This is a genomic window from Halomonas sp. DP3Y7-2, from assembly GCF_019800795.1.
In the GTDB taxonomy this organism is placed as follows: domain Bacteria; phylum Pseudomonadota; class Gammaproteobacteria; order Pseudomonadales; family Halomonadaceae; genus Halomonas; species Halomonas litopenaei_A.
Genome location: NZ_JAHVKJ010000010.1, coordinates 645,760 through 665,578, shown reverse-complemented (window position 1 = coordinate 665,578; position 19,819 = coordinate 645,760). Strand labels below are relative to the sequence as shown.

15 protein-coding genes are annotated in these 19,819 nt (G+C 60.8%); 10 read left to right on the top strand and 5 right to left on the bottom strand.

The window, feature by feature from the left end:
• Positions 1–332: 332 nt before the first annotated feature.
• Positions 333–2,462, bottom strand: coding sequence for a TonB-dependent siderophore receptor (locus KUV45_RS15350; RefSeq protein ID WP_222162048.1), 2,130 nt, complete (start codon positions 2,460–2,462; stop codon positions 333–335).
• Positions 2,463–2,854: 392 nt separating this feature from the next.
• Between KUV45_RS15350 and KUV45_RS15345 the strand changes: the two genes are divergently transcribed.
• A complete protein-coding gene (locus KUV45_RS15345; RefSeq protein WP_222162047.1) occupies positions 2,855–4,285 on the top strand; it encodes an MFS transporter in 1,431 nt (476 codons plus the stop codon).
• Between the two features lie 76 nt (positions 4,286–4,361).
• On the top strand, positions 4,362–5,468 hold the full coding sequence (locus tag KUV45_RS15340) for an alpha/beta fold hydrolase (protein ID WP_222162046.1): 1,107 nt from the start codon (positions 4,362–4,364) through the stop codon (positions 5,466–5,468).
• An 86-nt stretch (positions 5,469–5,554) separates the two neighbouring features.
• Here KUV45_RS15340 and KUV45_RS15335 read toward each other — a convergent pair whose 3' ends face one another.
• Positions 5,555–6,574, bottom strand: a complete 1,020-nt coding sequence (locus KUV45_RS15335; RefSeq protein WP_222162045.1) for a zinc-dependent alcohol dehydrogenase family protein — start codon at positions 6,572–6,574, stop codon at positions 5,555–5,557.
• Positions 6,575–6,707: 133 nt separating this feature from the next.
• Between KUV45_RS15335 and KUV45_RS15330 the strand changes: the two genes are divergently transcribed.
• Positions 6,708–7,601, top strand: a complete 894-nt coding sequence (locus tag KUV45_RS15330) for a LysR family transcriptional regulator (protein ID WP_222162044.1) — start codon at positions 6,708–6,710, stop codon at positions 7,599–7,601.
• Between the two features lie 141 nt (positions 7,602–7,742).
• Here KUV45_RS15330 and KUV45_RS15325 read toward each other — a convergent pair whose 3' ends face one another.
• Positions 7,743–8,642 carry a LysR family transcriptional regulator gene (locus tag KUV45_RS15325; protein WP_206942683.1) on the bottom strand — a complete coding sequence of 300 codons (900 nt, stop codon included), beginning with the start codon at positions 8,640–8,642 and terminating at the stop codon, positions 7,743–7,745.
• Between the two features lie 223 nt (positions 8,643–8,865).
• On the opposite strand from KUV45_RS15325, the gene KUV45_RS15320 reads away from it, so the two are divergent.
• From KUV45_RS15320 to KUV45_RS15305, 4 genes are all read left to right on the top strand, one after another.
• A complete protein-coding gene (locus KUV45_RS15320) occupies positions 8,866–9,078 on the top strand; it encodes a DUF3311 domain-containing protein (protein WP_222162043.1) in 213 nt (70 codons plus the stop codon).
• Positions 9,071–10,522 carry a sodium:solute symporter gene (locus KUV45_RS15315; protein WP_222162042.1) on the top strand — a complete coding sequence of 484 codons (1,452 nt, stop codon included), beginning with the start codon at positions 9,071–9,073 and terminating at the stop codon, positions 10,520–10,522. The genes KUV45_RS15320 and KUV45_RS15315 overlap by 8 nt, the downstream gene beginning before the upstream one ends.
• A 26-nt stretch (positions 10,523–10,548) precedes the next feature.
• Positions 10,549–11,859: an amidohydrolase gene (locus KUV45_RS15310; RefSeq protein WP_222162041.1), complete on the top strand. Its 1,311-nt coding sequence runs from the start codon at positions 10,549–10,551 to the stop codon at positions 11,857–11,859.
• 341 nt (positions 11,860–12,200) lie between these two features.
• The gene (locus KUV45_RS15305) at positions 12,201–12,614 is read left to right on the top strand and encodes a hypothetical protein (protein WP_206943160.1); all 414 of its coding nucleotides are present in this window, start codon (positions 12,201–12,203) and stop codon (positions 12,612–12,614) included.
• 127 nt (positions 12,615–12,741) lie between these two features.
• Here KUV45_RS15305 and KUV45_RS15300 read toward each other — a convergent pair whose 3' ends face one another.
• Entirely contained in the window at positions 12,742–13,950 is a 1,209-nt protein-coding gene (locus KUV45_RS15300; RefSeq protein ID WP_222162040.1) for an NAD(P)-binding domain-containing protein, read from the bottom strand.
• A 111-nt stretch (positions 13,951–14,061) separates the two neighbouring features.
• Positions 14,062–14,583 carry a MarR family winged helix-turn-helix transcriptional regulator gene (locus KUV45_RS15295; RefSeq protein WP_206942693.1) on the bottom strand — a complete coding sequence of 174 codons (522 nt, stop codon included), beginning with the start codon at positions 14,581–14,583 and terminating at the stop codon, positions 14,062–14,064.
• A 300-nt stretch (positions 14,584–14,883) separates the two neighbouring features.
• Here KUV45_RS15295 and KUV45_RS15290 point away from each other — a divergent pair, with 300 nt between their 5' ends.
• The 3 genes from KUV45_RS15290 (at position 14,884) to KUV45_RS15280 (ending at position 19,356) form a co-directional block, all read left to right on the top strand.
• Positions 14,884–15,402: a hypothetical protein gene (locus tag KUV45_RS15290; RefSeq protein ID WP_224851778.1), complete on the top strand. Its 519-nt coding sequence runs from the start codon at positions 14,884–14,886 to the stop codon at positions 15,400–15,402.
• Positions 15,403–15,735: 333 nt separating this feature from the next.
• On the top strand, positions 15,736–17,547 hold the full coding sequence (locus KUV45_RS15285) for a BCCT family transporter (protein WP_224851779.1): 1,812 nt from the start codon (positions 15,736–15,738) through the stop codon (positions 17,545–17,547).
• A 219-nt stretch (positions 17,548–17,766) separates the two neighbouring features.
• Positions 17,767–19,356 carry an ABC-F family ATPase gene (locus KUV45_RS15280; protein ID WP_222162039.1) on the top strand — a complete coding sequence of 530 codons (1,590 nt, stop codon included), beginning with the start codon at positions 17,767–17,769 and terminating at the stop codon, positions 19,354–19,356.
• Positions 19,357–19,819: the final 463 nt, after the last annotated feature.

The window sequence follows — 19,819 nt, the reverse complement described above, 5'->3', positions numbered from 1 at the left end:
AGTCGCGGAACATTGTTGAACAGCCCAGGACATTGACGGCGAGGGAGGGCTTTTCCACTCACCACGGCTACTCATGAGGTTCGTCACAAGAACGTGATGAAGAAAATCGTTCATAGGAGCTATTGAGACACTATCACAACACCCCATCACTGACCGTTACGGCAATTGGCAAGCATCATTTTCTGGCACCATCCTCTATCTCTTTACTACCCCGCTGATTCCAACGTCTCGTGGCGCGCTGTCCCATCATGCATCATCAAAAAGGGGCGCCGTTAGACGGCGCCCCTTTTGCACGAGTACGGCATATCACACGACAACGTCGAGGTAAGCCTTTACCAGCGATAGCTGAGCTTGGCGGTCACCTCGCGTCCTGGGTTGTAGTAATCCGCCGTCCCGGAACCTACTACGTGCTTCTCGTCGAACAGGTTGCTGACATGCAGAGAGAGGTCAGTGTTCTGCACGAACTGGTAGCTGTACGATGCATCGAAGATGGTCGCCGACTCGCTCTTGATGGTGTTGGCGGTATCAAAGTAGTACTCACCGGTATAGCGCGCCCCAAGCCCTACGCTCATGTTCAGGTCGGGCAGCGTGTAGTGAGTCCATAGTGAGGCCATATGCTCCGGCGTGGTGGTGAGTTCGTTGCCCTCGATGGAGCTGCCGTCGCGCAGCGTGCCACGCTCCACTTCAGAGTCCATGTACGAGTAGCCGCCGATCACGCTGAGGTTGTCGGAAAGCTCTACCTTGGCCTCAAGCTCCAGTCCCCTTACCCGCGACTCCCCGATGGTTTCACGCTCGATGATTCCACTTTCCTGGACCACTGCGATGGTGATGTCGTCCTGGTTGAGGTCATACACCGATGCCGAGAACAGGGCGTTGGTACCGATCGGAGCGTACTTCAGCCCCACTTCATACTGCTCGCCACGCTCGGGCGTCACACCGATGGAAGGCGGTGCCACCGACTCGACGTAGCTGACATAGGAAGACAGCTCTTCATTGATGATATAGGTCAAGGCGCCACGGAAGGAGGTCTCCGAGAAATCATCACTGTCGTCGAAGGCGGCGCCCCAGGACACCCCCTTGCTCGACAGGTCCATATCGTCATTGCGTACCCCTGCGGTGACGATGAAGCGATCGTCGAAGGACAGGTTCTGCTGCAGGAAGACCGAGCGGGTCTCATAGTCCTGGTCATTGGTGCTATACACGTTGAGGCTGGACGGCCCGCCGCTGAAGGTCGGGTTGGACAGGTCAATCGGCTGTGCATCGCCATAGATGGAGCTATCGTCGGTCGAGGCGTCTCGGTACTCGGTGCCTACCAGTGTACTGCTGTCGAAACCATCGAATCTGGCGTCGTACTGCACCATCAGGTTACCGATCACTTCGTGGGCATCGGTATCGGTGCCAAAGTAGTCGCGGTCCACAATGGAGCCCGTGCGAGCTGCGGAATCGGTCAGATAGATGTAGCCGAAGTCATCGGACAGATCGCTATAGCGCAGGTTGCCCCGCAGCACCAGGCCATTGTCGAAATCGTGAGTAAACTGGCCGGTCGCGCTGGTACGTTCTACATCGTGGTAATTGAAGTCCGGCTCACCGAAGAACTCATCCCGTGAGTAGTCACGGTCGAGTGGATAACCGCCACTATTGGGTGTGTCATCGCGATCCAGGTGATCGATGATCAGGCTGGCGGTGGTGAAGTCGGTGGGCTCCCAGGCCAGCCCTGCCATGACGAACTCGTTGTCGTCGCGGGAGTGGTCGTATTCGCGATCGCTGTCCTGCACCTTGCCAGTGATCCGATACGCCAGGGTGCCACTGTCATCCAGCACATCACCGAAATCGACGCCCGTTTCCAGGTGGTCGAAGGAGCCGTAGCTTGCGTAGGCCTCGCCAAAACGCTCGAAGCGCGGGCGCTTGGTGACAAAGTTGACCGATCCACCAGGGTCGGCCGGCCCGAACAGCGTGGAGTTGGCCCCCCGCAGCACCTCGATACGCTCGTAGGCGAACGGCTCTTCTCTGACACCACGCATCGACCCAAGCGTCATGCCATCCCGATACGTGGTGGCCTGGAAGCCGCGAATCTGGAAGTAGTCGTTGCGATCATCGGTGCCAAAGTAATCGGTGATGACGCCAGGCGTGTACTGCAGCACCTCTTCGGTGGTACTGGCATTACGCTGCTCGATCTCTTTCTGGGTGATCACCGAGACCGATGCGGGAGTATCCAGAATACTGGTGGCGACCTTGCCACCGACCCAGAGCTCCTGGGCAACAATGGCGTTGGCATCATCGTCAGCCACCGCCTTGGCATTGACGATGATGGGCGCCAGCCGATAGACCTCATCCTTGGCATCGCTGTCGGCTTCCTGTGCCAGTGCCGGAAACGACAACACCGGAGCCAGGCAACAGACGGCCGTCAGCGCACGCGGACAGGCCCCCGCCCGGCCCACGAAACGATAGAGCAAAGTGTTCATGTGATACATCCCGAGAAATCGTTATGGAGTCTGGTTATTGTGATGGTTCGCAGAGCAACCAAATTCTCGGGATTAGGTCATACAAAGTCAAGAATGAGAAACAAAATCATTTGAATGAGCATCGCATACCCGCCCTGTTTTCCCTTTTGTGGCTTCCCAGCGCTCGCTGTCGCTTTCCTCTCGCTTTACCCTCCCACTGTTCCTGCCTCTTTCCTTGTCACCTCATTCTTGCTCACTCTCAATTCATGAATTTTTTACATCAGTTCATGCCGTTTGCCCGTGCTAATCGAACGGTGGCTGAGCCTCTAGACTAGCGATCACTCCCGCTTTCCATGCCTGGCCCTAGCAATGATCTCGAGACCGGCTTGTCCTCCTCTGCCATGGAGCACGTCATGACTCGCCTTGACGCCACCACCTTCACCCGACACCAGGTCTCAGTGCTCGCCATCGTGCTGACCAGCTATCTAATGATTGTGGTCGACATCTCCATCGTCATTACCGGGCTGCCCGAGATCAAACAGGACCTCGGCTTCTCTGTAAGTGGCCTGGCCTGGGTCCAGACCGCCTATACTCTGAGCTTTGGCGGGCTACTGCTGTTGGGCGCTCGTGCCGGCGACCTGCTCGGACGCAGGCGCATGCTGGTGGCAGGCCTGGGGCTCTTCACCCTGTCTTCACTGGCCATTGGCTTAGCCCAGTCGACAACGTGGATGCTGGTGGGTCGGGCCATTCAGGGTAGTGGTGCGGCCATTCTGGCGCCCTCCACCTTGGCCCTGCTGTCCACTCACTTCCGTGAGGGCAGTCAACGCCACCGAGCCTTGGCCTACTACGCCTCGGCAGCAGGGGTCGGCTCAAGCCTGGGCTTGGTACTGGGTGGCGTCTTTGCTGGGGAGCTCTCGTGGCGAGTGGGCTTCTTTATCAATATCCCCATTGGCGTAGCCTTGGTCTGGGCAGCCCATCAGGTGCTGGAGGAAACGCCGAAACGCGGCGGTACCTTCGATACTCTCGGCGCCCTGCTCTCTACACTAGGTATGACAGCGCTGGTATTTGCCATCGTTCGCTCGGCGCAGCAGGGGTGGAGCGATGGTCCGACCCTGGCAAGCCTGACAACCGCCGGGTTGCTGCTGAGCGGTTTCGTCTTTAATGAGAGCAGGGTAAGACAGCCCATTCTCCCGCTTCGCCTCTTTGCCAGTCGCCAACGCGTCGGCGCTTACCTCGCTCGCCTTCTGTTCATTGGCGCCATGCTGAGCTTCTTCTTTTACATCACCCAGTTTCTGCAGGACGTGATGGGGTTCACTCCCCTCGAGGCTGGCCTGGCCTTTCTGCCGGTAACCCTGCCGATTTTTCTGGCATCACTGCTGGTGACACGACTGACACATCGCCTCGGCCATGCACGGCTGCTGGCCCTGGCCCTCGTCAGCACGCTGGCGGGAATGGCCTGGCTCGGCCTGCTGACGCCAGAGTCACGCTACGCTGTGGATGTTGCGCTGCCCATGGTGCTGATCGGCGTTGGTAACGGGCTTGCTCTTGGCCCGCTGACCGTGGCCGGCGTCGCTGGTGTGGAAGAACGTGACGCCGGTGCGGCTTCCGGCATGGTCAATGTGGCTCACCAACTGGGCGGTGCGCTCGGGCTGAGCGTGCTGGTGGTGGTCTACTCCGTCGCCGGTGACTCCCCTTTGCAAGGCCGGGAACTGCTGGCCCATCAGCTCGTCAGCGCGCTGCTGGGCAGTGCTGGCTTGCTGGCGATTGCTCTAGCCGTGGCCACGCTACTGATCGTACTGCCCTCACCGAAACCCAGCGACCAACGCCACTGCGCTCGGACCTGAACGCCACCATTCAGCCCCTGTCCCGGTCAGACGGCAACGCCACCCAGGGGCATCATGACAATCGGGGAGTTTCACCATGACCTCGCTATTACAGACCTCTACGGCCACGCTAGTGGCAGGCGCCACTGCCCTGGCCCTCACCGCCGCACTGGCCTTGCCGGCAGCTAGCCACGCCGCCGAGCCTCCCGCCCCACTGGTCATTCAGCAGCAAGGCAGCTTCAGCGTCGGCGGCAGGATTCATCAGGAACCCGGTAGCTTCGATCCCAGGCGCCCCACCGAGCCAGCGGGACAGACCTTCCGCGGCGATCATCTGTATGCGTCCTATCAGATACCAGAGAACCCTCGCCCACTCCCCATCGTCATGTGGCATGGGTTCGGGCAGTTCTCGAAGACATGGGAAACCACAGCGGATGGCCGCGAGGGTTTTCGCAGCCTGTTCTTGCGTCGTGGCTTTCCGGTCTATCTGATCGACCAGCCTCGTCGGGGCAATGCCGGACGCAGCATGCAGGGCAAGACCATCGAACCTATCGCAGATGAGCAGTTCTGGTTCGGGCAGTTCCGCCTGGGGGTATGGCCTGACTACTTCGAGGGTGTGCAGTTCGATCAGGCACCTGACACCCTGGATCAGTACTTTCGCTCGATGACGCCGGATACCGGCCCCTTTGACGTGGAAGTGATGTCCGATGCTGTCTCGGCGTTGTTTGAGGAGATCGGCTCCGGCATTCTCTTCACCCACTCCCACAGTGGTGGACTCGGGTGGCAGACAGCCATGTCCAACGACGCCATCGAGGCCATCGTCGCTTTCGAGCCCGGCAGCGGTTTTGTCTTTCCTGAAAGCGAATTGCCTGCCCCCAAAGTCAGTAGTTTCGATACCTTGGAGGGTGTGGCAGTGCCGCTGGAGAAGTTCGAGCGGCTGACCCGCATCCCGATCGTTATCTTCTACGGCGACAACATTCCGACAGCCCCTAGCGACATCCCCACCCAGGACGCCTGGAGAGTGCGCCTGGATATGGCGAAAGACTGGCGAGACAGCGTCAACCGGCACGGTGGTGACGTGACCCTGGTGCATCTCCCGAAGATTGGCATCCTGGGCAACACGCACTTCCCCTTCTCCGATCTCAACAGCATCGACATTGCCGACCAGGTATCAGACTTTCTGGCGGAGAAGGGGCTGGATCAGTGACGGCGTAACATGCAGTCAACAAGAAGCCGCCTCACACCTATATGAGGCGGCGCCATTGAGGTTGAGCCTAGCTGGATAAGTTCGAATCAGGACATGGTCAGCAGGGTCTTGATCGCGCTTCGTTCGTCCATGGCCTTGTAGCCCTGGGCCACCTGCTCAATGGGGAGCGTCTGATCGAATACCTTGCCTGGCACGATGCTGCCCGCCAGCACACGCTCCATCAGGTCCGGGAGGAACCGTCGCACCGGTGCGGGCCCGCCGAGCATGCGCTTCTGGCCGAAAAACAATTGCTGGCCATCAAAGGTCACACCATGGGGCACCCCGACATAGCCGATGGTGCCGCCAGGGCGACAGATGCCAAGCGCCTGTTGCATCGATTGCTCCATCCCAACGCACTCCAGCACTGACTCGGCACCGATGCCCCGGGTCAGTTCCATGACTCGCTCGATGCCCTCGTCGCCACGCTCGGCAACGATATCGGTGGCCCCGAAATCACGCGCCAACTGCTGACGGCTGGCATGGCGGCTCATGGCGATGATGCGCTCTGCCCCCATCTGGGAGGCGGCCATAACGCCCATCAGCCCGACCGCCCCGTCGCCCACCACCACCACCGTGCTGCCCTCACGTACCTGGGCAGCATCGGCGGCATACCAGCCGGTGCCCAGCACGTCGGACACCGCCAGCAGGTGCGGCACCATCGATGCGTCAGGAACCTCACGCGTTGCTACCAAGGTACCGTCGGCCAGCGGCACGCGGGCATAGGGGGCCTGGGCGCCGGTCATGAACTCGACCTGGGCACAGGACGACTGGAACCCGAACTGACAGTGCGGACAGCTATTGTCAGACAGACAAAAGCTGCCGACGACAAACTGTCCGGGCTTGATGTTGCGCACCTCGGTGCCCACCTCAACCACCACGCCGCAGTACTCATGTCCCATGTTGGCAGGGCCATCCTGGGGCTGTAGCCCACGATACGGCCACAGGTCCGAGCCACAGATACAGCTGGCAGCAAGCTCGATAATGGCGTCGGTAGGCTGAACGATACTGGGGTCCGCGACTTTTTCGTAGCGGACATCACCGGGTCCATGCATGACAGTCGCAAACATGTGTTTCTCCTTGTCAAAACGACAGAATGGTTCAAAGGGAAGCAATGACTCCCCACCCGACTCCACGTTAGACAATGGCCACAGATATGATTAGATGCCATACACCGCATGAACCCATGAAAGAGGCTCATCAATGCCCCGCGAGAACTTCAACGACCTACATGCCTTCCTTCGGGTGGCAGAAAAAGGCAGCTTCACGCGGGCGGCAGCAGAACTCGGCGTATCCCAGTCAGCGCTTAGCCATACCATTCGCGGGCTGGAGGCGAGGCTGGGAATCCGTCTGCTGACACGTACGACACGCAACGTCTCCCCTACCGAAGCGGGAGATCGACTGTTACGCACGATAGCGCCTTGCTTCGAGGACATTCACCACGGCCTTGAGGCCTTGAGCGAGCTGCGCGACAAGCCCGCAGGCACGCTTCGCATCTCCACCAGCAGCCACGCCGCGGACAGCATACTGATGCCCAAGCTATCTCCACTGCTGACGCAATATCCCGATATCCAGGTAGAGCTGCGCATCGACAACGGTCTGACCGACATTGTCTCCGAGCGGCTGGACGCGGGTGTCCGTCTCGGCGAGCGCGTTGCCAAGGACATGATCGCTACCCGCATCGGTCCAGACATGCGCATGTTGGCGGTGGCGGCACCGAGCTACTTTCAGCGCTACCCAGTCCCGCTGACACCCCACGAGCTCACCCAACACAACTGCATCAGTATCCGCATGCCGACGTCAGGAGGGCTTTACGCCTGGGAGTTCGAAAAAGACGGTATCGCACTCAATGTCCAGACTCACGGGCAGCTTGTCGTCAACAACAGCCAACAGGTGCTGTCAGCCGCACTCGCTGGACTCGGCCTGGCCTTCCTGCCCGAAGACATGGTGGTGGGTGCCATTGACGATGGACGCCTGATTCAGGTGCTGGATGACTGGAGCCCTCCCTTCCCTGGCTTTCATCTGTACTATCCCAACCGTCGCCAGGCATCCCCCGCGTTTTCCTTGCTGGTCGAGGCATTGCGCCACCCCCAGTAGACATACCGCAGGCCTGCTCGTGCCTTGACTCGGCAGCTATTCGGACAGCCCCCACCGCGCTGGCGCCAGAACAGGGCGCCAGAACCAGGGCGCCAGAACCAGGGCGCCAGAACCGGGGCGCCAGAACAGGGACGCGAACCATCAGGCCCCGGACGATAGCTCGGCTTGTACCTGCTGAATCAGGTTGCACAGGGTCGGTGAATCATTGCCATGGCGCCATGCCAACCACAGCGGCATATCGCAGCGATCGAGCTCGGGCAACCTGACAAAGCGCACGCCGGGCAAGGGGTGATGCCGACTCGCTGAGGTGACGATGGCAAAGCCAAGACCTGCCGCCACCATGCTGAGAATGGTGATGTTGTCGGCGCCGTACTGGACGACTCGTGGCGCAAAGCCCAGGCGCTTGAAGTGCGACAGCATGCGGTCGTAGTACATCGGCGACGCGCTGCGAAAGCCCCACACAAAGTCCTCTTCCTGCAGGTCCGCCAGACACTGGGGCGGGCACTTGGCCCACGGAGAGGACTCCGGCAGCGCCAGCACCAGGCTGTCGTGTTTCAGCGGCAAGGTGTCGAGCCCGGGATAGTCCGGCCCATCCAGATACACCACGCCAGCATCCAGCGTGCCTTCGCTCAACCGCTCTAGCTGCGGGCCAGAGAGCAAGGGAAAGACCTCAAAGGCCACGCCCGGATACTGCGCCCGATACTGCCCCATCATCCGCGCCACTTCGGGCACCCATAGGTGGGCCACCGTGATGCCCAGGCGCAATGTGCCCGTGCGACCGCTGCCCAAGGCCGTAAGACGGGCCTTGATCTGCGAACGCTGATCCAGCAACAGCAAGGCTTCCTCATACAACGCACGCCCGGCCATGGTCAGTCGGACGCCCCTGGCGTGACGGTCCAGCAGGCGGGTGCCCAGGTCTTCCTCGAGTAAACGAATCTGGCGAGTCAGCGCCGGTTGCGCCACATGCACCCGGCGACTGGCCTCGGTAATCGTCCCGGCCTCCACCACCGCCACGAAATAGCTCAGCTGTCGGAACTCCATGACGTTAATGCCTCCCTCGACGTTAGACGGCGCTGACGACGGCGACGGCAATCACCTCGTTCCCATGCCATGTCGATATCGCTGCTATCAAAAAGCCATATTTTTGGTATCGAAAGAGCTATCCCATAGTAAAGGCACAATTTCAATAACCGCCCGCAGGCGGCACCGGGAAACGCTCGTGCGCAGCACCCTTCCCGCGCCCCCCAAGGCCAAGGAACGTTCCATGAACAAGACCTTTCACCTGTTGACCGGGCTGCACTTCGCCGTGTGTTCGCTCGCCATGATCTGGCCCGGCGCGTTGATCGCCAACCGCATTGAACCGATGGTACTGGGCCTGCCGTTCCTGTTCTTCTGGTACATCCTGTGGATGCTGATTCTGTTCGCCGGCATGTGGATCGCCTTTGTGGTGCGACACGGAGGGGATCGCCATGAATGATGCCTTCATCGTCGCCGGTATTACCCTCGCCTACCTGGGCGTAGTGCTGTGGGTGGGCATCCGCGCCCGTGGTCAGCACAGCTCCAGCCTCGAAGGCTACGTGGCCGGTGGTCGCCACGTCGGGGTGATCATTCTGTTCTTCATCCTTGGCGCCGAGATCTTCTCGGCGTTCGCCTTTCTCGGCACCCCCGGCTGGGCGTATGAGAGGGGCGCGCCAGCCCTCTATATCCTGGCCTATCTGGCGCTGGTGCCGATCTCGATCTGGGTGCTTGGCCCAAGGGTCGCCAAACTGGGACGAGAGCGGGGCTACCTGACCCAGGGCGACATGATCGCCCATCACTACCGCAGCAAACCCCTCGGCATGATCGCCGGCATCATCGGCGTCGCCGCCATGGTGCCCTACCTGACCATCCAGATCGCCGGGGCTGGCATGCTGTTCCAGGCCGCCACCGATGGCCTGGTGCCGCTGTGGCTTGGTGCGCTGCTCGCCTTTATCGTGGTCGCTGCCTACGTCTTCACCAGCGGCCTTAAGGGCATCGGTTGGACCAACCTGCTGCAGGGCATCATGATGATCGTGATTGCCTGGTACCTGGGTATCAGCCTCTCCGAGCGCCTCTATGGCGGGGTCGGCGAGATGTTCAGCCAGATCCAGCAGAGCGCTCCCGAATACCTGACCCTGCCCGGCGCCACCAGCATGGGCTGGGGCTACTTCAGCACCGCGATCCTCGTCAGTGCCTTCGGTGGCGCCATGTGGCCGCATCTGTTCATGAAGTTCTATTCCGCCGACAGCGGTCGCACGTTGCGTAAGGTCAGCGTCTTCTATCCCCTCTACGCCTACCTGCTGGTACCTCTGCTATTCATCGGCTTTGCGGGCATTATCGTGTTTGCCGAGGAGCCGCTGGCGCGCCCGGATACGGTCCTGCTGAAGCTCGTCCTTGACGTGGCCGACTACTCGCCCTGGGTCATCGGTGTGATGCTGTCTGGCGCCCTGGCCGCCGCCATGTCTACCGGGGCCAACCTGGCCCACACCGCGGGCATCGTACTGGTCAGAGACGTGCTGGGTCCGACGGTCATGCGCGGCGCCAGTGAAAAGACCTTGGTCAGCGCCACTCGTTGGAGTGTGGTGGGGCTGTCCCTGGTCGCCTACGCCTGTGCGCTGGCCAACCCGTCGTCACTGGTCATGCTGTTGCTTGTCGCCTATGGACTGATCGTCCAGCTGCTACCCATGGTCATGGGCGCGGTCTTCCTGCCGACGCTACGACGCCTCAGCGTCCTGGCAGGCGCCATGGCGGGAAGCGTTGCCTACCTGCTGATGGAGTTCGTTTGGTTCTCGCCACTGGGCTGGCATTCCGGCCTGTGGGCCATGCTGCTCAACGTGCTGATGGTCACCGCCTGTCAGCGCTTCATCCAGCCGGCCGCCGACACCCCATCCCTCGCCAACTGATGTGACACCCACAAGGAGACGTACCCATGACCACTCACATCAGCGCTGACCTCAGTCAGGCTATCCGCGCCCACGCAGAGCAGACGCTTGAGACTATCGGCTCGCTCTACCGTCAGCTGCACCAGCACCCGGAGCTGCCTTTTCAGGAACATCAGACCAGTGCCCGCCTGGCCGACGCCCTGGAGGCGGTAGCGCGGGACACCCCAGGCATGGAGGTTACACGTGGCGTCGGCGGCACGGGCGTCGTCGCCCTGATACGCAACGGAGATGGTCCTACCGTGATGCTTCGCGGGGACATGGACGCGCTGCCGATCAAGGAAGACACCGGTGTCGACTTTGCCAGCACGGATACCGCCGACACTGACGGTGGCAGCGTGCCGCTGATGCACGCCTGCGGACACGACCTGCACAGCAGCTGCATCGTCGGCGCCGCCACGGTGATGGCCGCCATGCGCGACCAGTGGCAAGGGACCCTGATGCTGATCTGCCAGCCCGCCGAGGAAATCTTCGGTGGGGCCAAGGCGATGCTGGAGGATGGGCTTTATCGCCGCTTCGCGCGCCCGGATATCGTTCTCGGCCAGCACAATATGCCAGCACTGGCCGGCAACGTCGGGCACATTGCCGGACGTGCCATGGCGGCCGCCTCGAATCTGGCGATCACTATTCATGGCGCTGGCGGCCATGGCTCGATGCCAGCTCACACCATTGATCCGGTCGTCATTGCCGCCCATGTGGTAACCCGGCTGCAGACCATCGTGTCGCGAGAAGTCCCCCCGGAAGAGACCGCCGTGGTCACGGTGGGCCGGCTGCACGCCGGCACCCAGTCCAATATCATTCCTCACCATGCCGAGCTGGACATTAATATCCGCAGCTTCGACAACAGCCTGCACCGCCAGTTGCTCGAGGCGATCGAACGCATCGTGCGCGCGGAATGCGACGCTGGACGCTGTCCACGCCCGCCGGATATTCGCGTGATCAATGACACCATCGCGCTATACAACGACACGGGCCTGGTCGAACGCCTTCGCCGCGCCCATGGCGAGCATTTCGGCCAGGACGCGCTCTACGACATGCACCGACTCAACGGCAGCGAGGACTTTCCGCTTTTTGGTGATGCCAAGGCGGGCGGCTTCGGCGGCGACGATATCCCTTGCGCCTACTGGTTCATCGGGGCCACCCCGGCAGAGCGCTGGGCAGCAACGCCGGGCAGCACGGTGGCAGACAAGATGCGGCACCTGGAAATGCCGCATTCTCCCCACTATTTCCCGGGCAACCCCGTGACCCTGCGCACCGGGATCGAAGCGTTGGTCAGCGGCGCCATCGCCTGTCTGGACTGACGCAGCACGACCGGGGAAGCAGAGGCGGCGAGCAGAAAAGGCCATCGCCAGGCTTCCCCGGACTCTCGAGCAGTCCCCGTCGATACACCCCACTTTCAGCCCGGCCCTACTTACAGACATGCATACAGCCCTGCTCACAGCGTTTCTCCCCTCCTCTTATCCGACCCAGCATTATGCTCGCCGACAAGGTCTGTAAGGATTTGCGACACCGGCCGACGCAAACCGGCGCGGCCTCGACAGTGCAGTTGCGCATTCGCGACAGGTTGCCAACGGGCTGCCAAGACCACCATCTCGTGACCGCCGCCGTGCGGAATGATCTCAGGAAAGGAGAGGAAACAGATATGTCAGGACTAAAAGGCGGGCTGCTGGCGATGCGTGTCGGCATCTTCCTGGTGCTACTGGTGTGGACGCTAAGCAAATTCATCAACCCAGCCCAGGGCAGCGGCATTATCGACAAGTACTTCGGCGTCGCGGGCGTGGACACCGCTGTGGTGATGGTGCTCGGCGCCTTGGAGTTAGCCCTGATCCTGGCGTTCGTGGCGGGCCTCTACAAGCGCATGACATACGCAGGCGTGCTGGCCATTCACGGCATCTCGACGCTGGTGACGATTCCCGCCATGGTGACAGATCCCTTTGGCCATATGCTGTTCTTCGCCGCCCTGCCGATGCTGGCGGCCTGCTACACCCTGTACCGGCTGCGCGACGAGGACACCTTGCTGACGCTGCAACGCTCGGCGCCAGTGACCACCGCCTGAAACACCGTCGCCGGACCTACCAGCCCCTGGTAAGTAATTCTTCAACTACCGGGGGCTGGCTGTGTCAGACAGATCGATGCGGTCGGGCACGTACCCTAGCCTCGCTATCCTCGCAAGCATCGTCGCTCTATCGATGGCCGAAGCTACCTCGTGCCGCTCCTTCCGCCAGCATTGCGACCACCGAGCGCACCTGTTCGTAACCGGTCCTCAACAGAAAGGTGGGAGCACGGCCGTAGCTCTTGATGCCCAGGATAAACAGCCCCTGCTCCGGATGACGGAGTTCCTCGGCGCCGTGGGAGGGCACCGAGCCACAGCTATGTACGTTGGGGTCGATCAATGGCGCCAGACGAACCGGGCTCTGGGTGGCGGGATCCAGCTCGAGGCGAAGCTCAGACAACAGCGACAGATCTGGCCGGAAGCCGGTAGCGACGACTACCTCGTCCACCGGCGGCAAGCCATGCCCTTGCCCCTGGATGACCAGACCATCGGCCCGTTCCTCAAGTCGCTCGATCCTGACCCCGGGATAGACCTCGATCCTGCCATCGCTCACCAGACGCTGGACCTCAAGCCCCAGCCGACCGCGTTCCTCGAGAGGATCGTCGGCGCAACCGCAGAACATTCTGGCCGGTGAATCTCCACGAATTGCCCACAGCACCCTGGTGTCCGGAGCCGCCTTGGCGAGCTCAGCCAGATCACGTAGCAGATTGAAGGCCGAATGCCCGGCTCCGACGACCAGTACACGCCGGTTGGCGTAGCGATCACGCCCCCCATTGAGCACTGCCGGCAGACCATAGGTGACTCGCTGCTGGCATCGCGCTTCCCCCAGCGCAGGCATGCCGTGCCCCCCCATCCAGTTGGGCTGGCCAAAGGTACCGGAGGCATCGATAACCGCATCGGCCAACAGATCCCGCTCACCATCGAGATCTTCGATCCTCAGGACAAACGGCGCCTCGACACGCCCACTGTTCTTCAGCACATCGATACCGGAGCGACTGACTCCCAGCACACGGCTTTGCAGGTGCACGCGGTCTCGGAGCTCAGGCAGGTTCGCCAAAGGAGTCAGATAGTGATCCACAAGCTCCTGCCCGGTCGGGCAGGCATTGCCGCCAGGTGGCTGCCATCCGGAGGCCTGCAGCAAGGCGACAGCATGACCGTCGAGGTTGCATTCCCAGGGCGTGAACATTCGCACATGCCCCCACTGCCGCAGATGCTCACCGACGCCCTTGCCCGCTTCGATAACCAGCGGATCGAGTCCATGCGCTAGCGCGTGGGCGCAGGCGGCAAGCCCTACAGGACCGCCTCCGATGATCGCGATCCTGCCACTTGTCTGATTCATCTATCGCTCCTTGAGAGAGTGGTACCTTGGCGGACGCGCCCTCACATCCGACATTAGTTGTCAGTACCAACAATGCGTACAAAAAAACTCAGGTCTCGTCCTCATTACAACTCAGGGCCGAGGCCCTGGACCACAGCGCCGATGCGCTGCCTGGGTCAACTGCCGTATCAGGGTCAGCGCCGCCCGACGCATATCCGGAGTGAGCCCTTCGAGCATTGCCCGCTCTTCGGCGATTAGGTCGGCGCGAATCGTCTGGTACAACGCTTCTCCCTGCACTGTAGGCCGGATCAGCGCGGCACGTCGATCCGCCGGATCGGCGATCCGGTCGACATGTCCCTTGCGGACCAGGGCGTCCACCACGCGACTCGCCGTGCTCTTGTCCAGGTACATTTCGCTAGCCAACCCCTGCAGGCGCAATGGCCCTTGATGGACCAGAGTCTCCAGGGCATAACACTGGGCCACAGAAAGGTCATAGCCGCAAATGCGATCTCGATCTCGAAACTGGTGGACCCGAATCAACTGATTGAGCGCGTCATAGAGCGCTCGGGCATCCCGGTCGAGGTTCTCGCCGCTAGGGAGGTCTCGGGAGTTGTCGCTGTCGCTTTTTTGGGTGCTATCGCTATGGAGAGACATTGGGTCTTTGGTAGTTTAGTTGGTACTAGCAACGTAAATGACCTTCCGGGCCGGGTCAAGCGGCGCACCGATGAGTCGAGAGCCCTGCGCCTGCGGTGAGCGACACCTCTCCTCTGACTAAGAAGTTCCTTCTCAACCTCTGATATACGGCAAGGTTTTCTATTTCCCGCGCGCTAATGAACAGCAAGATTACAGTGACCGCTTGATGGCATCAGTTGGGCTTCATACCATCAGACTTCAATAATAAATAAAAACGTTCTGTTGAATGATATGAATATTTACGCACGGGAGTAACGCCAAGTGAAACGAACGAGTACCCTACTATCTGTTGCTGTAGCAAGTGCCATGATGCTCAGTGGTTGTGCCAGTATCGTTGGTGATCGCGATCAGGCAATCACCATCAACAGTGCTCCAACCCATGCAGACATTACAATCGTCGACGAAAAGGGTCAGCAAGTCTTCGAGGGAAGCACGCCAACCAGTGTAACGCTCAAAAAGGCTGACGGCTCCTACTTTGGCGGAAAGGATTATGTTGTCACCATCAGTAAAGATGGTTTTCAGAGTCGCTCTATAGAGATTACCAGCCATGCCAACGGCTGGTATGTAGGAGGCAACTTAATTTTTGGGGGATTGATTGGCTGGTTAATCGTCGACCCATTAACAGGGGCCATGTACTCGTTGACCCCGGATGAGATAAACACTTATCTGGGCGACAGTCTCACGAGTACACAAGGTGGGGAGCAAGAGGTCACTCTCGTATTGATCGAAGATGTGCCACAGGAGCTTCGCAATAACTTGAAGCTACTCAGCCAGCGATAGCCTACTCGTAGGGGGCAATGTAACTGTCAACCCACTCCTAGAGGGATGAACTGCGCCCGCACCCGAAGCGCCGGGGCAGTTCTCCCGGGCCCCATGACGCGCAGCGATGGTGGAGCGCTTGAGGCTAAACGTAGCGTCGGCGCACCCAGAGACGTCTCGTCAAGCTATGACCTGCGCCACGGCCGCCACCAAAAAGTGTATGATATGCAACGCTTTGGTGGCCCGACGCCACCTTCTTTCCAGCATTGCTGGCGTTTGCGACCGCGCACCGGCCCTCGCTTACCATACGGGCGAGCGAGCTTGGTGCGTCCCATTCGCCAACGTCCAGGCACGATGACTTGCTCTCAGTCTTCGCGCCACGAGGTCGCTCGTAGCTGGAGTGACAGCGGGATCGCCGGCCCGTGGCCCGGCTCAAGAGGATACGAGACTATCGCTACTTCAGATTCACCCTCCACGGCAGCCGCCAGCACGGCGTCTTCCGACTCTCCCCCCGACGACAATCCCCATGCGGTGATGGGCACCGACTACATGGTCACAGAGCTTGACCAGGGTGGTCCTTTCCAGGGCATGCACCGCGGCATGACCATCACCTCTGGTGCGCTTATTCTGCTCTTTGTGCTGTTCACCGGCCTTAGCTCAGACACGGCAAGCGTGGTGTTCGGCACCGCCCGCACCTGGATCGAAAGCACCTTCAGCGGCTATTACCTGATTTCCGTGGTCGCGCTGCTCGTCGTCTGTGCCTTTATCGTCTGCAGTCGCTACGGCAATATCCGCCTGGGTACCGATGACAGCCGCCCTGAGTTCAGCAACTTTGCCTGGTTCTCGATGCTGTTCTCGGCGGGTATCGGCATCGGCATCCTGTTTTTTGGCGTTGCCGAACCGATCTTCTACCTCGACAACTCCAGTGCCTTCGGCTATCCCAACAACCCCCATGCCGACATGGCCGGGGCCACCGAGATCGGCCACGAGCGCGCCATCGATGCGCTACGGGTCACCGTCTTTCACTGGGGCCTGCACGGCTGGGCCATCTACGTCATCGTCGGCATGTCGCTGGCCTACTTTGCCTACCGCAAGGGACTGCCCCTGGCGCTGCGGTCAGCCCTCTATCCGTTCATCGGCGATCGCATCTTTGGTCCCCTTGGCCATCTATTCGACATCTTCGGGGTACTGGGCTGCGTGTTTGGCGTCGCCACATCCCTCGGGCTCGGGGTCAGCCAGATGGGCGTCGGGCTGGAAAAGCTGTTTGGCATCAGTGATGGTCTGCCCACTCAGCTAGCCCTGATTGCGGTCATCTCGACCCTGTCGATCATCTCGGTCGTCAGCGGTGTCCAGCGCGGTATCCGTATCATTTCGGTGCTCAACATCTGGGTGTCGGCGGTGGTGATCGGCATCTTCCTGTTCGGCGGGCCCACCCTATGGCTGTTCAAGACCTTCGGTGAGACGCTGGCCGACTACGCCACCGAAGTGATTCCGATGGGGCTCTGGTATGCCGACAAGGCAGGCACCAGCGAATGGCAACAGGCCTGGACCATTTTCTACTGGGGCTGGTGGCTCGCCTGGGCTCCGTTTGTCGGTCTGTTCATTGCCCGCATCTCGAAAGGCCGCACCCTGCGGGAGTTCGTGCTCGGTGTGCTGCTGGTGCCGACCCTGCTGGCATTTATCTGGCTGGTCATCTTCGGCGGCAATGCGATCCATCAGGAGTTGAACGCGGCCGGTGGCGCCGGCTCCGCCGGCATTATGGACATGGTGCGTGCCTGGGACCTGCCTTCGGCGCTGTTTGCCACCGCAGACGGTATCGTCGGCTCCGGCGTGTTCGGCTGGGTGCTGTCGGCGATGATGGTGTTCCTGCTGATGAGCTGGTTCATCACCTCGTCAGACTCGGGCACCCTGGTGCTGACCACCATTCTGTCCCTGGGCGATGACGATCCGCCCAAGCTGTTCCGCGTCTTCTGGGGCGTCATCATCGGCCTGGTGGCGGCGGTGCTGCTGGTTGTCGGCGGGCTCTCTGCGCTGCAGACAGCACTGATCGCAGCGGCGCTGCCGGTCAGCGTCGTCATTCTGGTGATGACCCTTGCGGTGCTGCTGTCGCTGTTCCGCGAGCCGGGCGATCCCTATCGACCACGTTCTCGTCTGTCCCGTCGCTGAGGTGACAAGCCCGAATCCCTGCGGATTCGGGCTTTTCAGTTCTGGCTGCCTGACATGCAGCTATGCAAGCCCTGACGCTGCAGACAGGCAGCGCTGGGCGCTCACCGAGTGGATACCCCCCGGGTCGGACGCGTACAATGCGCGATCCACTTTGGTCGAAGCCTCCTGTCGTGCCGGCCCAAGTCTCACATTCATGCTGCTTCCGCGAGATTCCCTGCCGTGCTCTCTACCGCCAACATCACCATGCAGTTTGGCCCCAAGCCGCTGTTTGAAAACGTCTCTGTCAAGTTTGGACAGGGGCACCGCTACGGCCTGATCGGGGCCAATGGCTGTGGCAAGTCCACCCTGATGAAGATCCTTGGCGGTGACCTGGAGCCGACCAGCGGTCAAGTCATGAAGGACGCCACCACCCGGCTGGGCAAGCTGCGCCAGGACCAGTTTGCCTTCGAGGACGAACGCGTCATCGATACCGTGATCATGGGTAATGAAGAACTGTGGAAGGTGGCCGCGGAGCGCGAGCGCATCTATGCCCAGGCGGAGATGAGCGAAGAAGATGGCATGGCGGTGGCCGACCTGGAGGTCCGCTATGCCGAGCTCGATGGCTACACCGCCGAGGCGCGTGCCGGAGAGCTGCTGCTGGGCCTGGGCATTCCCCTCGAACAGCACGATCAATCGATGAGTGTGGTAGCACCGGGCTGGAAGCTTCGCGTGCTGCTGGCTCAGGCGCTGTTCAGCGACCCCGACGTGCTGCTGTTGGATGAGCCGACCAACCACCTGGACATCAATACCATTCGCTGGCTGGAAGATGTGCTCAGGGCGCGCTCCTCGACGATGATCATCATTTCCCACGACCGCCATTTCCTGAACAGCGTCTGCACCCATATGGCGGATCTGGACTACGGCGAACTGCAGCTGTTTCCCGGCAATTATGACGAGTACATGACGGCCGCCACCCAGGCCCGTGAGCGTCTGCAGGCAGAGAATGCCAAGAAGAAGGCGGAGATCGCCGAGCTCAAGCAGTTTGTCAGCCGCTTCTCGGCCAATGCCTCCAAGGCCAAGCAGGCCACCTCACGCCAGCGCAAGATCGACAAGATCAAGCTGGATGAGATCAAGCCCTCGTCTCGGGTGAGCCCGTTCATTCGCTTCGAGCAGAACAAGAAGATCCATCGCCATGCCCTGGCGGTCGAGGAGCTGACCAAGGCCTGGGATGACAACGTGCTGTTCGAGCGCTTTGGTCTGCGCATCGAAGCCGGTGAACGCGTTGCCATCATCGGCCCCAACGGAATCGGCAAGACCACGCTGCTGAACTGCCTGGTCGGCTCGATGGAGCCCGATGCGGGCGAGGTCAAATGGACCGACGCTGCCGAGGTGGGCTACTTCGCCCAGGACCACGCAGCCGACTTCGAGGGTGGCGAGACGCTGTTTGAGTGGATGCAACAATGGACCACGTCTGGCGAGCAGATCGTACGAGGGGCGCTGGGCAGAATGCTGTTCTCCAACGACGATATCGGCAAGTCGGTCAAGGTGATCTCCGGTGGAGAACAGGGCCGCATGCTGTTCGGCAAGCTGTCACTGCAAAATCCCAACGTGCTGGTCATGGACGAGCCCACCAACCACCTGGACATGGAGTCCATCGAGGCCTTGAACCTGGCCCTGGAGCACTACGCCGGCACCCTGATCTTTGTCAGCCATGACAGAGAATTCGTCGGCTCGCTGGCCACTCGCGTCATCGAAATGAAGGACGATGGCATCGTCGATTTCAGCGGTAGCTACGACGACTATCTGCGCAGCCAGGGTATCCTCGGCTGATAGAGCACGGCATATCCACGGGCAGCGCTGGCTGCCCGTGGCTGCTCAGTGGCCTCGCTCGCTTAGCTGCTCGCCCCGATCATCTCGCCCTTCTTTCCTCTTTCCCGCTCTTTCTTCCTCTCTCTCGCACTATCTCGCTATCCCTCTCTCTCTCGCACTATCTCGCTCTCCCTCTCTCCCCTCTCTCCCCTCTCTCCCCTCCCTCCCCTCTCTCCCCTCTCTCCCCTCTCTCCCCTCTCGCCACTCTCTCCCCGATCCTGCTGATCTGCTGTCTCTTTTTATCGGCTTCCTCCTTTCGCTTTACGGTCAGCCGATCATGTCGTAGCGCTCACGGGTCTCCTGCCGTCAGTTCTTGGCTGCTCCTTGGCGCCAACGTGCAACATCATTAGCGAGAAAGTGTTTTGCACTCATACCGATTGTCCAAGCGTGCACGAGCCCCCACTGTACCGCGTGACCATTTTTA

Coding starts and splice junctions, on each gene's coding strand:
- KUV45_RS15345 (WP_222162047.1), top strand. CDS start 2,855: ATGACTCGCCTTGACGCCACCACCTTCACCCGACACCAGGTCTCAGTG.
- KUV45_RS15315 (WP_222162042.1), top strand. CDS start 9,071: ATGAATGATGCCTTCATCGTCGCCGGTATTACCCTCGCCTACCTGGGC.
- KUV45_RS15325 (WP_206942683.1), bottom strand. CDS start 8,642: ATGGAGTTCCGACAGCTGAGCTATTTCGTGGCGGTGGTGGAGGCCGGG.
- KUV45_RS15295 (WP_206942693.1), bottom strand. CDS start 14,583: ATGTCTCTCCATAGCGATAGCACCCAAAAAAGCGACAGCGACAACTCC.
- KUV45_RS15310 (WP_222162041.1), top strand. CDS start 10,549: ATGACCACTCACATCAGCGCTGACCTCAGTCAGGCTATCCGCGCCCAC.
- KUV45_RS15330 (WP_222162044.1), top strand. CDS start 6,708: ATGCCCCGCGAGAACTTCAACGACCTACATGCCTTCCTTCGGGTGGCA.
- KUV45_RS15335 (WP_222162045.1), bottom strand. CDS start 6,574: ATGTTTGCGACTGTCATGCATGGACCCGGTGATGTCCGCTACGAAAAA.
- KUV45_RS15285 (WP_224851779.1), top strand. CDS start 15,736: ATGACTTGCTCTCAGTCTTCGCGCCACGAGGTCGCTCGTAGCTGGAGT.
- KUV45_RS15350 (WP_222162048.1), bottom strand. CDS start 2,462: ATGAACACTTTGCTCTATCGTTTCGTGGGCCGGGCGGGGGCCTGTCCG.
- KUV45_RS15340 (WP_222162046.1), top strand. CDS start 4,362: ATGACCTCGCTATTACAGACCTCTACGGCCACGCTAGTGGCAGGCGCC.
- KUV45_RS15300 (WP_222162040.1), bottom strand. CDS start 13,950: ATGAATCAGACAAGTGGCAGGATCGCGATCATCGGAGGCGGTCCTGTA.
- KUV45_RS15320 (WP_222162043.1), top strand. CDS start 8,866: ATGAACAAGACCTTTCACCTGTTGACCGGGCTGCACTTCGCCGTGTGT.
- KUV45_RS15305 (WP_206943160.1), top strand. CDS start 12,201: ATGTCAGGACTAAAAGGCGGGCTGCTGGCGATGCGTGTCGGCATCTTC.